This window comes from Haloprofundus halophilus, assembly GCF_003439925.1.
Lineage (GTDB): Archaea > Halobacteriota > Halobacteria > Halobacteriales > Haloferacaceae > Haloprofundus > Haloprofundus halophilus.
On the sequence record NZ_QQRR01000001.1, the window covers coordinates 397,456 to 409,758 of the forward strand.

The following is a 12,303-nucleotide window of genomic DNA, read 5'->3' on the forward strand; positions in this document are numbered from 1 at the left end:
TTCGAACTCGACTACCGGCCGTCGCGCCGCCTCCTAAAGCGGCGCGACCTGTCCCCGCGGTTCGACGAGTCACCGAGAGTGCTCCGATTCGGAACCGTTTCTCAGTACCGTACGTTCAGTTTCGTCGCCGCGGTACGCGTCGGAACAGTTTTGGGAAGTCTCCGAGTCGACGCGGACATGTCAGAGACCCTCCAGACCGCACTCTTGGTTTACATCGCCGCGCTCCTGACCGCTCACGTGCTCGGGTTCACCACACTAGCCCTGGTCATTGTCGCGGTAGGACTTTTCGGCGGTCTCGTCGCCGGGTTGTCTTACTACGGCGAGCAACCAACGAAAAGTACTAACTGAACGCGAATCAGCGAGTTCCTCCGAAACGCGCGTCTACTCCCCGAACAACTGTTCCTCGCGCTCTCTGAGTTCGATGCGACGAATCTTCCCGCTCGACGTCTTCGGCAACTCGTCGACGAACTCCACCCGCCGCGGGTACTTGTAGGGGGCCGTCTCCTCCTTCATGAACTCCTGAATCTCCTCGACGAGCGCATCGTCGCCGTCGTATCCCTCGGCGAGGATGACGTACGCCTTCACCACGTTGCCGCGCTCGGCGTGCGGACTGCCGACGGCGGCGGCCTCCGCGACCGCCGGGTGCGACACCAGCGCGTCCTCGACCTCGAAAGGACCGATGCGGTAGCCCGCCGAGAGGATGATGTCGTCGGCGCGGCCCTCGAAGAAGAAGTAGCCGTCCTCGTCGCGGGAGGCCAGGTCGCCGGTGCGGTAGTACTCGCCCGCGAAAGTCTTCTCGTCGAGGTGGGGTTTCTCGTAGTAGCCGTCGAAGATGCCGGGACAGTCGACCGGCACGGCGATTTCGCCGATCTCGCCGTCGTCGACCTCCGCCTCGTTCTCGTCGATTATCGTGGTGCCGAGGCCGGGCGTCGGTTTGCCCATCGCGCCGGGCTTCACCTCGATTCCCGGATAGTTCGTGACGAGCGCGACGGTTTCGGTTTGGCCGTAGCCGTCTCGCGGGGTGACGCCGAAGGCCTCCGTTATCATCTCGATGGGTTCGCGGTTCAGCGGTTCTCCCGCCGAGAGCGCCGCCTTCAGCTCCACGTCGTACTCGTCGAGGTCCGTCTGGGTGAACATCCGGTACTGCGTCGGGACGGCGCAGAGGCGGGTGACGCCCTCGTCGGCCATCAGTTCGAGGAACGCGTCGGGGTCGAACTCGCCGTCGTACAGCAGTTGCGTCGCGCCCGTCGTCACGCCGACGCCGACGGGGCTCCAGAACCACTTCGCCCAGCCGGTGCCCGTGGTCGCCCACAGCAGTTCGTCGCTCATGTCCGAATCGGCGGTGACGCCCCACCAGTAGGGCGCGTTGACGAGTTCGAAGCAGCGCATCCACCGGTGTCTGTGGAGCACGGGCTTCGGCTGGCCCGTCGTCCCGGAGGTGTAGTTGATGGACATCGGGTCCTCGGCGGCGAGTTCGGGCCCGTCGTGCTCCGTCGACTCCTCGGAGACGAGCTCCGAGTAGGAGTGCCAACCCTCGCGCTCCCCGCCGACGCAGACGAGGTTCGAGAGCGGCGAGTCGTCGACGACGGGGTCGACCATCTCGGCGAGGTCGGCGTGGGCGACGACGGTCGTCGCCTCGCAGTCGTTCGCGCGGAACTGGAGGTCTTTCGGCTTGAGCATCGACGAGCAAGGGACCAAGAGCGCGCCGCGTTTGAGCGCGCCCAACTGGATGGCGAACACGTCCGGGTGTCGCGGGAGGAGGTGCATCACCCGGTCGCCCTCGCCGACGCCGAGCGATTCGAGGGCGTTCGCGAAGCGGTTCATGTCGTCGCGGAGGTCGGCGTACGTCCGCTCCTCGCGCTCACTCTCGTTCAGAAAGTGGAGGGCGACTCGGTCGCCGAACTCGTCGGCGTGCGACTCGACGACCGCCGGGAGGTTGTAGTCGGCGGGGATATCCCACTCGAACGACGCGAGCTCGTCATCGTACGTGAGTGCCATGCACGCCACGTCGGAACCGTACCGGATAATCATTCGGGTCGTCGCAGTCGGCGGGTCGGGCGGTGCAGAGCCGGCGGCGGTCGGCACAGTACGACGAATCTGTGCGTCGACGGTCGAATCGATGGCCGACGCCGCGCTCCGACCGGTCGGCGCGATACGCTCCGAGAGACGCGGGAAAATCGCTGACGGACTGGACGAGTTCGTCGACGGTCGATACGATGTTCGTGGAGAGCGGCCGGGCACGTGGTTCGACTCGCGCCCGAAGGAGGAGTAGGATTCAGTACGGATAGCTCTTCAGGCAGACCGCACCCGTTCGCGTGGGTTTTTGTCCCCTCCGAGAGAGTGACTCGCATGGAGTACACCACCCTCGGCGACACGGGGATGACCGTCTCGCGAATCTGCCTCGGCTGTATGAGCTTCGGGACGAGCGACTGGCGCGAGTGGGTGTTGGACGAGGAGGCCGGACTGGAACTCGTCGACCGCGCCATCGACCTCGGTATCAACTTCTTCGACACCGCGAACATGTACTCGAACGGCGAGTCCGAGCGCATCCTCGGGAAGGCACTGGAGGGCCGCCGCGACGAGGCCGTCGTCGCCACGAAGGGGTACTTCCCGATGGACGACGACGACCCCAACTCGGGCGGGCTGTCGCGCAAAGCCATCGAACAGCAGCTCGACGCGTCGCTCGACCGGTTGGGGATGGACACCATCGACCTGTATCAGACGCACCGATACGACTACGACACGCCCATCGACCAGACGCTCGCGGCGCTCGACGACGCGGTCAGACGAGGAAAAATTCGCTACTTCGGCGCGAGTTCGATGTGGGCCCATCAGTTCTCCGAAGCATTGTACGCCAGCGACCTGCTCGGCTACGACCGCTTCGTAACGATGCAGAACCACTACAACCTGCTCTACCGGGAAGAGGAGCGCGAGATGCTCCCGCTCTGCGAGAAGGAGAACGTCGGCGTCATCCCGTGGTCGCCGCTCGCCCGCGGATGGCTCGCCCGTCCGCACGAGGAGGCCCGCTCGACGAAGCGCGGCGAGACCGACAGCCTCGCGCACGGTCACCCGTATCTGGAGGGCGGCGGCCGAGAAGTCAACGAGCGCGTGCAGGAACTCGCCGACGAGAAGGGCGTGAAGATGGCCCAGATCGGCCTCGCGTGGCTGTTCCACAAGGACTGGGTCGACGCGCCCATCGTCGGGACGACGAGCATCGAACACCTCGAAGACGCCGTCGAGGCGCTCGACATCGACCTGAGTTCGAGCGAGATGGAGTATCTCGAAGAACCGTACCAGCCGGTACGCGTCTCGGGTCACGAGTAGCGACGGCCGTCCTCAGTCGTCGGCTTCGCTGACCCCCGGCACGGCCACGGACTCGCCCGTCGCCAACCGACGCACTGCCCGCGAGGCGACCAGCGCGATACCGATTTCAGTGAAGCCGACGACGACGAACGCCTCGAAGTAACCGAGCAGTTCGGCCGACGACCCGCCGAGGAGAAACCCGGTCAGGAAGCCGAGGCTGCCGAAGATGTTGAACCCGCCCATCGCCGCGCCTCGCTCGTCGGCGTCGGCGATGTCGGTGACGAGCGCCATCGTCGCCGGCGAGACCAGAGCACCGAAGACACCGACGAGCACCATCGCTCCCGCCGCGAGCGTCAGCGACGGCGACGCGCCGACGACGACGATGGAGACGCCGTACAGTATCGACCCGACGACGACCGGGAGGAAGCGTCCGATTCGGTCCGAGAGCACCCCCATCGGATACTGCAGGAGCGCGAACGGGCCGAAGAACATCGCGAGCACGAGTCCCGCCCCGAACGCGTCGAGGCCGAACACGTCGCGGAAGTAGTAGATGCCGACGAGCGAGAAAAATCCGGCCGTGAGGCGGTCGATGAAGCCGAAGGCGTACGGCACCCGCAGCGCCGGTCTGTCGACGACTTTCCGGAGAACCTTACGCGCCCCGGCGCGTTCGTCGGTGCCGTCGGGGCCGTTGGTGCCGAGGTCGTCGCGGCTGTTGGTGTCGGCGGCGGCGACGTCGCTCGCGCCGCTCCCGCTCCGTTCCGCGCCCGGCGAGCGGTCGGTCACCGTCGCCGTGAGGACCGCGACGAGGCCGAGTAACACCGCCGCGCCGTACACGGGCGCGAGCGGGTCGGCGGTCGAGAGTCGGCCGCCGACGACCGACCCGACGGCCGCGCCGAGGCCGATGGCGATGCCCGCCGCGCCCATGTTGCGGCCGTTGCCGCCGCCGAGGTCCATCAGCATCGTCATCGACAGCGAGAACGCGCCGATGGTGAACGCGCCCCCGACGACGCGAATCAGGAGGACGCCGCCGAAGCCGACGCCGAGCGAGGGGACGGCGCTCAAGAGGAGGTAGCAGGCGACGCCGCCGACTGCGCCGACGACGATGAGCGGGACGCGACGGCCGGTCGCGTCGCTGAGCGCGCCCCAGAGGCCGGCGAAGACGACGAACGCCGCGTACTCGGAGACGAGAAACCACATCCCCGCGTCGAGATCGCCGGCGCCGCCGAGCGCTCGCACGAGGTCGGAGACGCCCGGGTAGAGGAGCACCTGCGAGACCAACACCGCCCACACCGAGAGCGCGAGCGTGAGTCGTTCGCGTCGCGCCGAGTCGTTCATATCGGTCATTCGAATCGATGTCGGAAAGCGCTGTCTCTGTGCGTCCGCGAGTTCGAGTTCAGAACGTCATCGGCGGCATGTCGAGGAACGCCGTCTCGAAGCCCTCGTGACGCGCCGACTGCGGCGGCGTGTCGACGACGAGTTCGAGGTCGTCGTCCGCCGACAGCCCCTCGACGTTCGCGCCGTAGTGGAATCCGACTTCGGGGTCCAGCGCCGCTTCGAGCGCGACGTCCGTCCCGCCGACGGTCGCCGACAGCCCCATGCTCGGAATCACGAGCCCGTTTTGCGGCGTCCGCGGCGAGACGAGGAGGTAGGGACGGTCGCCGAAGCGACCGCCGGAGACGGCGCTGGCGGCGAAGACGGCGTCGCCGCTCGTCTGGGTACCGAACGACTCGCCCGGCAGCGCGTCGGGGGCGGGCGCTCTCCCGACGGGCATCGTCGCCCCGTTCGGCATCTCCATCTCCATCGCTTCGAGCGCGCCGGGGTTCCCCTGGCGGTCTTCGAGTATCGTGTACGGGATGTCGTTTCGCTCGCGTTCGCTGTACTCGAACTCCAGTTCGACGCTGGCGGGTTCGCCGAACTTCCCCTCGAACTCGCCGAACCGGCGGATGTTCGTCCCGCCGACGTCGACGCGGACGGTGTAGCTGCCGTCGCCCGGCAGCGGCCAGTTGTCGCCGTAGTGAAAGCCCATCCGCTGTGAGAGCATCTCGTAGACGACCTCCTCCTCGCGGTTCCCGTCGCCGTCGGTCGTCTCGACGGTGACGCCGCTGCTGGGGATGGTGACGCCCGACTCGGCGTCCCAGACGCTCACCATCAGGTGAATCGCGTCGTTGCGCCCGACGTCGACGCGCTCGGTCTGTCGGCCCTGAACGGTCCAGAAGCGGTGCGGCCAACTGTACATCACGCCGACGGTGAGATCTCCTGCGTTCGCCATCCCGACCATCTCCATCCCCTCCTGGTGAGTGGGGATGTAGGAGGCGGACGGGCGGTTCTCGACGACCGGCGGTTCGCGGCTCGCCGTCGTCTCGAACAGGTCCGTACAACCCGCCAGCGAGCCCGCGAAGCCGACACCGACCGCGCCGAGGAGGGTCCGTCGTCTCATGCGCGTGGCTAGGCGGGTGCGACGGTTACGGGTTCTGGTCCGCTTCTCGAAGCGGGTCCCCGAGTCGGCGGTCCCGCCTCAGGGTTCGAGTAGCCCGTCGACGAGTCGCGTGAATCGGTCGACGAACCGTTCGGGGAGCGACGGCGACACCGACGCGAGCAGGCGGGCGGTCGCTTCGGGCCGCGCCAGCGCAAGCGTCACCCGGCCGCGACTGTCGTAACGTTTCTCGACGACCGACTGCTCTTCGAGCCGTTTCGTGTGCCACGCGAGCGTGCTCCTGGCGATGCCGACTTCGTCGGCGACCTCGGCCGGGGTGGCTTCGTCGCGTTCGAGCAGCACGCCGAGCACGTCGCGGGCCGTCTCACGTCGCACCAGCGCCAGCACGCCGCGTTCCCACTCGTCGAACGTCGACGGGTAGTAGTGGGTCTTGCCGTACAGGTGCGTCTCCGCGACCCGTTCGTCGCGGCCGAGTCGTCGAAGGTGGTACTGCACCTGACCGGGCGCGAGGTCGAGCGCCCGGACGAGTTCGTTGAAGTGGACGCCGGGGTTGTGGTGGACGTGCGCCGCGATACGGCTGCGCGTCGCGCTCACTATCGCTCACCCGTCGGTGACGCCCGCTCGATACTGCGTGCGTAGTACACCGCCGCGATGACGAGCGCGACCATCACGAAGTCCAGTGCGTGTTCGATGGCGTGGTGGGAGGGAAACGGGATGACGCCGCCGATAGTGAGGACGGCGACGCCGCTTCGGGCCAGAAGCGCCGCGAGTGCTAACACGACGAGCGTGTGCGACCGCGACTGCCGACGTAACAGCGCGATGAGTCCGACGGCGACGATGAGCGTCGAACTGAACCCCGCCAGCACGACGGCGGCCACCTCCGGGGCGCTCATCGTCGGCGCGGCGTGTGCTGAGAACGTGTGCATCTCTATCTGGTCGGGGTTACGCCTCGACGGTTATGGCTTGATTGGTGTGGTTCTCGAAAGCGAACGCTCTCGCTTCGGTGCTGTGGACGGTTCGACGGCCACACCAGAACCCCTATCCGCGAAACGGGCATAGAAACGACGATGAGTCCGGGGACCGACGAGTGGAGTCGAAGAGACGTGCTGAAAGCCGCCGTCGCCGTCGGCGGCGCGGGCGCGCTCTCGGCCTGTCTCGACCTGGCCGACGAACCCGTCCCGGAGGGCACCTCCGACCTTTCGACGCTGCCGGAGCGGCAGCACGCCTGGAACGACTTGCTCGCGCGCGACGGCGCGGAGAACGTCGAACTCCCGCGTCACCAGACGTTTCTGTATCTGACGCTCGACCGCGACGGGACGCCGACGACCGCCGACCGCCGCGCAGTCGAGAACGCGTTGACGACGCTGGACCGCGCCTACGAGCGGAGCAACGAGGGACTGATTCACTCGCTGGCGTTCTCCCCGGCGTACTTCTCGCGCTTCGACGACCCGCTTCCGGAGAACGTCGACCTGCCGGAGCCACGGGCGCTATCGCCGTTCGAAACCCCCGCGTTCGACCGACAGGACGCCCTCTTACATCTGGTCAGCGACCGCGCCGACGCGCTGCTGGAAGCCGAGGAGGCGCTGACCGGCGAGCGAGACACCGTCAACGGGGTGACGATGGAGACGCCGCTGTCGGCCGCGTTCTCCGTCGACTCCCGGCGGACGGGGTTCATCGGGAAGGGCATGCCCGCCGAGCGACAGGACGTGGGCGGCGTCCCCGACGGTAAACCGGTGCCCGAGGAGTCGCCGCTGTTCATGGGATTCAAGGCCGGATTCGCCGGGAACCAGGCGACCGAGGAGTACGTCACCATCCCCGACGGCCCGTTCGCGGGCGCGACGACGAAACACGTCTCGAAGCTCCGTCAGCGCCTCGACGACTGGTACGTCGAGCAGGAGTTCGACGACCGAGTGGCCGAGATGTTCAGCCCCGAGCACGCCGCCGAGGGACTCGTCGAGGGCGTCGGCGACAACCTCGGCGACAGCAGCGGCGTCACGCCCGAGATAGTCGACCGCATCCGCGAGCACGCCCAGCAGTACGGCCGGGTCGGCCACGCCCAAAAGGCCGCCCGCGCCAACCGCGACGAGGAGGGGAACGTCCGCCTCCTCCGGCGGCACGTCGAGTCGACCGACGACGACGAGGCGAGCCTCCACTTCCCGGTGCTGCAGCGGCGCATCACCGACTTCGAGGAGGTGAGACGGGCGATGAACGGGACCGACCTCACCGACGAACCGGCCATCCGACAGCGGGTGAACAACGGGATTTTGGAGTACATCTTCGTGGAGAATCGCGGGAACTTCCTCGTCCCGCCGCGTCGCCTGCGCGCGCTGCCGACGCCGACCGGCGAGGTTCCGGGGCTGTAACGGGGCAGCTCAGACCGCGACCGGCCGCGAGATGACCCAGAGCGATAACACCGCGTACCCGACCATCAGCGTCGAAAGCGGCGTGTGGGAGACGACCGCCGCGCTGCGTCGAGCGCGGAACACACAATCCAGTGGTAGATATCCGGTGATAGTTACTTGTTCACACGGCACGTAGATCGACACATGCCCACCGTACAGTTCCGCGGACGCGACATCGACTGCGAGGAGGGTGAGGTGCTGCGCGACGTGTTGCTGGCGGCCGGACTGTCGCCGCACAACGGGCGCGCACAGCAGTTGAACTGTCGCGGTCACGCAACGTGTGGAACGTGCGCCGTCGAGGTGGAAGGCGGCGTGAGCGAGATGGAGAAGCGGGAACGGCGTCGGCTCTCGCTCCCGCCGCACAGCCTCGACTCGGGGCTTCGACTCTCCTGTCAGACCCGCGTCGAAGGCGACGTGCGGGTGACGAAACACGAGGGGTTCTGGGGTCAGCACGTCGACGGTGAACGCGTCGTCTCGGAGGAGCACGACGACGCGGCTAACCGCGTCTGAACGCGCTCAGTACTCGTAGAAGCCCTTGCCGGTCTTCTTGCCGAGGTCGCCCGCGTCGACCTTCCGCTTCAGCAGGTAGGCGGGTTTGTAGCGGTCGCCGAGTTCCTCGAACAGCGTCTCGCTGGCGTCGAGACAGATGTCGAGACCGATGTGGTCGGCGAGTTGGAGGGGGCCCATCGGGACGTTCGTGCCGAGTTTCATCCCCTTGTCGATGTCCTCCTTGGAGGCGACGCCCTCGTCGTAGGCGCGGATACCCTCGTTGAGCCACGGCATCAGGATGCGGTTGGTGACGAACCCCGGTTTGTCGTCGGACTCCCACGTCTCCTTGCCGAGCTCCTCGGAGAACTCGTAGGCGAAGTCGACGACGTCCGAGTCGGTCTTCTCGCCGCGGACGACTTCGACACCCGTCATGATGGGGACGGGGTTCATGAAGTGCAGGCCGACGACGAGCCCCGGTCGGTCCGTTGCGCTGGCGATGGTCGTGATTGAGAGCGTGGAGGTGTTCGTCGCCAGCACCACGTCGTCGGGGACGACCTCGTCGAGGTCCGCGAAGATGTCCTGTTTGATGTCCATGTTCTCCACCGCGGCCTCGATTACGAGGTCGCAGTCGGCGAGGTCGGAGAGTTCGGTCGTCCCCTCGATTCGGCTCTGAACCGCCTCGGCCTCGTCCGCGTCCATCTTCTCCTTCGAGACGAACCGCGAGAGACTGTCGTCGATGGCCGAGAAGCCGCGGTCGAGGAACTCCTGTTTCAGGTCGCGCATCACCACGTCGTAGCCGGCGGTGGCGGCGACTTGGGCGATGCCGTTACCCATCGTTCCCGCGCCGACGACGCCGACGGTCCGAATGTCATCGATATTCCGCATAGTTCCGTCTGCTTCGGGGAGTCACCTAAGCGTAGCGGAGCGTCGTCGCGAACGCCCATGGACGGGACGCGCGAGTCCCTCCGCGCCTCGTTTCGTTCCACTGGACCGACACCTACAGAAACGTTGAAGTGACGGTACCGAAAGAGATAGTTGATTGCCGTGGCAGACTGTCCCGAATCAAGTAACGTTCGAGACCTGCTCGCGCTCCACCACGTCGGGCCCAAGACGGCGCACGCGTTGGACGCTGCCGACGTGACCGACGACGACGTCCGCCGCAAGCGCGTCTCTTACACCGAGTTGGTCGACGCGGGCGTCAACCCCGGTGTCGCCGCGCGTATCCGCCGCGCGCACTCGCTGTCGTGGTCGTTCGAGTCGAGCGGACAGGACCTCGAACGCCGGTCGGCGCAGGTTCGGGGTCTCGGCGACGCAGAACGGGCGTGGGTCGCGGCGAGTTCGGGGGACTGGGAGTCCCACGAGGTTGCCGCGGACGATTCGGACGACGAGTGGCCTCGGAGCGAGCCGCCGACGTTCGACGTCGCCGAGACCGACGGCAGCGGTGAGTCGGCGGCCGCCGAGGCCGCGTGGCGCGCGCAGAGTCGTCCGACGCCGCTGACCGTCCTCGACTCCGTCGACGACGAGGACGCGGCGCTGCTCGCGGAGGCCGGGATCGTCTCGGTTCGGAGCCTCACGACCGCGAACCCCGAACACGTCGCCGACGTGCTCGAACTCGACGCGACGACCGTCCGTCGGTGGCACGCCGCCGCCTGTCGGCATCGCCGGTGACTATTTACTCATAGAGTAGTAAGTTTTGAAATCGGTGAACTCCGCTCTCGTCCGCTTTCAGCGCCTATCGGGGCGATGTCTCCGGTTTCGCTTCTGGCGGTTTCGGACCGAGGATTTATATAGCAGTTCACCGGATTTTGAACCGATGATTCCATCGGCAGATGCGGCCATCACCCGGGACGACAAAGCGTTGATCCTCGCGTACGACCACGGCTTAGAGCACGGTCCGGTGGACTTCGAGGACGTACCGGAGACGACCGACCCGGAGACGGTGTTCGACATCGCGACGCACGACGCCGTCACGGCGTTGGCGGTCCAGAAAGGCATCGCCGAGGGTTACTACCCCTCCTACGAGGACGACGTGAACCTGCTGTTGAAGCTCAACGGCACGTCGAACCTCTGGATGGGCGAACCGAACAGCGCGGTGAACTGCAGCGTCGACTACGCCGCCGAACTCGGCGCGAAAGCCATCGGATTCACCGTCTACGGCGGCTCGAACAACGAAATCGAGATGGTCGAGGAGTTCCGCGAGGCCCACGAGGCCGCCCGCGAACACGACATGTCGGTCGTCATGTGGTCGTACCCCCGCGGTCAGGGGTTGAAGAACGACACCTCCGCGGACACCATCGCGTACGCGTCGCGGATGGGCCTCGAACTCGGCGCGGACATCACGAAGGTGAAGTATCCGGGCTCCGCGGAGGCGATGCAGTGGGCCTGTGAGTCCGCCGCCGGGTCGAAAGTCGTGATGAGCGGCGGGTCGAAGACGTCGGACCGAGCGTTCCTCTCGACGGTGGAGACGGCGATGCGCGCCGGCGGCTCCGGACTCGCCGTCGGACGCAACGTGTTCCAGCGCGAGAACCCGAAGGAGCTACTCGACGCGCTCGAAGCGGTCATCTTCGACGAGAAGACCGCCGACGAGGCGCTCGGACTCATGCCCTCCTCGAACGGCAACCGCGCGACCGCCTCCGACGACTGATGGGACGCTCCGCAGACACGGGGTCGAACGGGCCGACGGACCGGACGGTCCGCGAGATACTCGAAACTATCGCCGAGCTGGCGCCGACCGTCCGCGACTCGCTACCCGGTCGCCGCCAGAAGAGCGAGACGAAAAACCCCAGCGGCGAGACGCCGATGGCCGCCGACGTGTACGCCGACGAACTGTTCGAGGAGGGCCTCGGCGGCCTCGACAACGTCGGCGAGTACGCGAGCGAGGAGCGCGAGTCGGTCGTCGAGACGGGCGAGGGACTCTCCGTCGCCGTCGACCCGCTCGACGGGTCCTCGAACCTGAAGTCGAACAACACGATGGGCACCATCGTCGGCGTCTACGACGCGCCGTTGCCCGCGCGCGGCGAGAACCTCGTCGCCGCGGCATACGTGCTCTACGGACCCATCACGACGCTCGTCGCCGCCGTCGAGGGAACGGTGACGGAGTACGTCGTCGACGACGGCGAACTCGAAGCGGTCCGCGAGAACGTTCGGTTGCCCGAGGACCCCGGCGTCTACGGGTTCGGCGGTCGGGTCCCCGACTGGCCCGACGACTTCGAGGCGTACGCGCGCGAGGTCGAGTCCGACGAGTCGCTGAAACTGCGCTACGGCGGCGCGATGATCGGTGACATCAACCAGGTGCTCACCTACGGCGGCGTGTTCGCGTATCCCGCGTTGAACTCCGCGCCGAACGGAAAACTTCGCCTCCAGTTCGAGGGGACGCCCATCGGCTACATCGTGGAGAGCGCCGGCGGCGCGTCGACCGACGGCGCCCGGTCGCTGATGACGGTCGAACCGACCGACCTCCACCAGCGCGTCCCGGTGTACGTCGGTAACCAGTCGCTCGTCGACCGACTGGAGTCGGCGCTCTCCTCGTAAGCATCGGCTCGGACACGCCGCGCGCGGCGGCGTCGACTGGGCCGTAGCGTCGGCCGCGGCCGCGGCCGCGACGCTGACTGCGGTTGCGACGTCGACGATTCGGACAGTCGACCGGGACCTGTAACTCTTCGTGATAAAACCGTC

Annotated in this window: 14 protein-coding genes; 8 read left to right on the top strand and 6 right to left on the bottom strand. The window is 67.0% G+C overall.

The window, feature by feature from the left end; genetic code table 11:
- Nucleotides 1-177: 177 nt before the first annotated feature.
- Nucleotides 178-348 carry a hypothetical protein gene (locus tag DV709_RS17550; RefSeq protein ID WP_157972622.1) on the top strand — a complete coding sequence of 57 codons (171 nt, stop codon included), beginning with the start codon at nucleotides 178-180 and terminating at the stop codon, nucleotides 346-348.
- Between the two features lie 33 nt (nucleotides 349-381).
- Here the strand turns inward: DV709_RS17550 and DV709_RS01930 are convergent, their stop codons facing one another.
- The gene (locus DV709_RS01930) at nucleotides 382-1,998 is read right to left on the bottom strand and encodes an acyl-CoA synthetase (RefSeq protein ID WP_117591295.1); all 1,617 of its coding nucleotides are present in this window, start codon (nucleotides 1,996-1,998) and stop codon (nucleotides 382-384) included.
- On the opposite strand from DV709_RS01930, the gene DV709_RS01935 reads away from it, so the two are divergent.
- The gene (locus DV709_RS01935) at nucleotides 1,997-2,272 is read left to right on the top strand and encodes a hypothetical protein (protein WP_117591296.1); all 276 of its coding nucleotides are present in this window, start codon (nucleotides 1,997-1,999) and stop codon (nucleotides 2,270-2,272) included. The two genes, DV709_RS01930 and DV709_RS01935, sit on opposite strands and share 2 nt — an antisense overlap.
- A gap of 77 nt (nucleotides 2,273-2,349) precedes the next feature.
- Entirely contained in the window at nucleotides 2,350-3,324 is a 975-nt protein-coding gene (locus DV709_RS01940) for an aldo/keto reductase (protein WP_117591297.1), read from the top strand.
- A 12-nt stretch (nucleotides 3,325-3,336) separates the two neighbouring features.
- Here the strand turns inward: DV709_RS01940 and DV709_RS01945 are convergent, their stop codons facing one another.
- The 4 genes from DV709_RS01945 to DV709_RS01960 all read right to left on the bottom strand — a co-directional run bounded on the left by DV709_RS01945 (nucleotide 3,337) and on the right by DV709_RS01960 (nucleotide 6,663).
- Nucleotides 3,337-4,638: an MFS transporter gene (locus tag DV709_RS01945; protein ID WP_117594030.1), complete on the bottom strand. Its 1,302-nt coding sequence runs from the start codon at nucleotides 4,636-4,638 to the stop codon at nucleotides 3,337-3,339.
- A gap of 58 nt (nucleotides 4,639-4,696) precedes the next feature.
- On the bottom strand, nucleotides 4,697-5,740 hold the full coding sequence (locus DV709_RS01950) for a DUF7350 domain-containing protein (RefSeq protein WP_117591298.1): 1,044 nt from the start codon (nucleotides 5,738-5,740) through the stop codon (nucleotides 4,697-4,699).
- 78 nt (nucleotides 5,741-5,818) lie between these two features.
- Nucleotides 5,819-6,331, bottom strand: coding sequence for a winged helix-turn-helix transcriptional regulator (locus DV709_RS01955; RefSeq protein ID WP_117591299.1), 513 nt, complete (start codon nucleotides 6,329-6,331; stop codon nucleotides 5,819-5,821).
- A complete protein-coding gene (locus tag DV709_RS01960; RefSeq protein ID WP_117591300.1) occupies nucleotides 6,331-6,663 on the bottom strand; it encodes a DUF7471 family protein in 333 nt (110 codons plus the stop codon). Before DV709_RS01960 ends, DV709_RS01955 begins: the two co-directional genes overlap by 1 nt.
- 141 nt (nucleotides 6,664-6,804) lie before the next feature.
- Between DV709_RS01960 and DV709_RS01965 the strand changes: the two genes are divergently transcribed.
- Both DV709_RS01965 and DV709_RS01970 read left to right on the top strand, forming a co-directional pair.
- Nucleotides 6,805-8,100, top strand: coding sequence for a DUF7405 family protein (locus DV709_RS01965; RefSeq protein WP_117591301.1), 1,296 nt, complete (start codon nucleotides 6,805-6,807; stop codon nucleotides 8,098-8,100).
- A 183-nt stretch (nucleotides 8,101-8,283) separates the two neighbouring features.
- Nucleotides 8,284-8,649 carry a 2Fe-2S iron-sulfur cluster-binding protein gene (locus tag DV709_RS01970; RefSeq protein WP_117591302.1) on the top strand — a complete coding sequence of 122 codons (366 nt, stop codon included), beginning with the start codon at nucleotides 8,284-8,286 and terminating at the stop codon, nucleotides 8,647-8,649.
- Nucleotides 8,650-8,655: 6 nt separating this feature from the next.
- On the opposite strand, the gene DV709_RS01975 is transcribed toward DV709_RS01970, so the two are convergent.
- Nucleotides 8,656-9,513, bottom strand: coding sequence for a 3-hydroxyacyl-CoA dehydrogenase family protein (locus tag DV709_RS01975; protein WP_117591303.1), 858 nt, complete (start codon nucleotides 9,511-9,513; stop codon nucleotides 8,656-8,658).
- A 159-nt stretch (nucleotides 9,514-9,672) separates the two neighbouring features.
- Between DV709_RS01975 and DV709_RS01980 the strand changes: the two genes are divergently transcribed.
- From DV709_RS01980 to DV709_RS01990, 3 genes are all read left to right on the top strand, one after another.
- Nucleotides 9,673-10,296 carry a DUF7409 domain-containing protein gene (locus DV709_RS01980; protein ID WP_117591304.1) on the top strand — a complete coding sequence of 208 codons (624 nt, stop codon included), beginning with the start codon at nucleotides 9,673-9,675 and terminating at the stop codon, nucleotides 10,294-10,296.
- A gap of 145 nt (nucleotides 10,297-10,441) precedes the next feature.
- On the top strand, nucleotides 10,442-11,272 hold the full coding sequence (locus tag DV709_RS01985; RefSeq protein ID WP_117591305.1) for a class I fructose-bisphosphate aldolase: 831 nt from the start codon (nucleotides 10,442-10,444) through the stop codon (nucleotides 11,270-11,272).
- Nucleotides 11,272-12,159: a class 1 fructose-bisphosphatase gene (locus tag DV709_RS01990; protein WP_117591306.1), complete on the top strand. Its 888-nt coding sequence runs from the start codon at nucleotides 11,272-11,274 to the stop codon at nucleotides 12,157-12,159. Before DV709_RS01985 ends, DV709_RS01990 begins: the two co-directional genes overlap by 1 nt.
- Nucleotides 12,160-12,303: the final 144 nt, after the last annotated feature.

Bases quoted from the DNA above. Each gene is read 5' to 3' on its own strand.
- DV709_RS17550 (WP_157972622.1), top strand. From the start codon at position 178: ATGTCAGAGACCCTCCAGACCGCACTCTTGGTTTACATCGCCGCGCTC.
- DV709_RS01935 (WP_117591296.1), top strand. From the start codon at position 1,997: ATGCACGCCACGTCGGAACCGTACCGGATAATCATTCGGGTCGTCGCA.
- DV709_RS01930 (WP_117591295.1), bottom strand. From the start codon at position 1,998: ATGGCACTCACGTACGATGACGAGCTCGCGTCGTTCGAGTGGGATATC.
- DV709_RS01940 (WP_117591297.1), top strand. From the start codon at position 2,350: ATGGAGTACACCACCCTCGGCGACACGGGGATGACCGTCTCGCGAATC.
- DV709_RS01945 (WP_117594030.1), bottom strand. From the start codon at position 4,638: ATGAACGACTCGGCGCGACGCGAACGACTCACGCTCGCGCTCTCGGTG.
- DV709_RS01950 (WP_117591298.1), bottom strand. From the start codon at position 5,740: ATGAGACGACGGACCCTCCTCGGCGCGGTCGGTGTCGGCTTCGCGGGC.
- DV709_RS01960 (WP_117591300.1), bottom strand. From the start codon at position 6,663: ATGCACACGTTCTCAGCACACGCCGCGCCGACGATGAGCGCCCCGGAG.
- DV709_RS01965 (WP_117591301.1), top strand. From the start codon at position 6,805: ATGAGTCCGGGGACCGACGAGTGGAGTCGAAGAGACGTGCTGAAAGCC.
- DV709_RS01970 (WP_117591302.1), top strand. From the start codon at position 8,284: ATGCCCACCGTACAGTTCCGCGGACGCGACATCGACTGCGAGGAGGGT.
- DV709_RS01975 (WP_117591303.1), bottom strand. From the start codon at position 9,513: ATGCGGAATATCGATGACATTCGGACCGTCGGCGTCGTCGGCGCGGGA.
- DV709_RS01985 (WP_117591305.1), top strand. From the start codon at position 10,442: ATGATTCCATCGGCAGATGCGGCCATCACCCGGGACGACAAAGCGTTG.
- DV709_RS01990 (WP_117591306.1), top strand. From the start codon at position 11,272: ATGGGACGCTCCGCAGACACGGGGTCGAACGGGCCGACGGACCGGACG.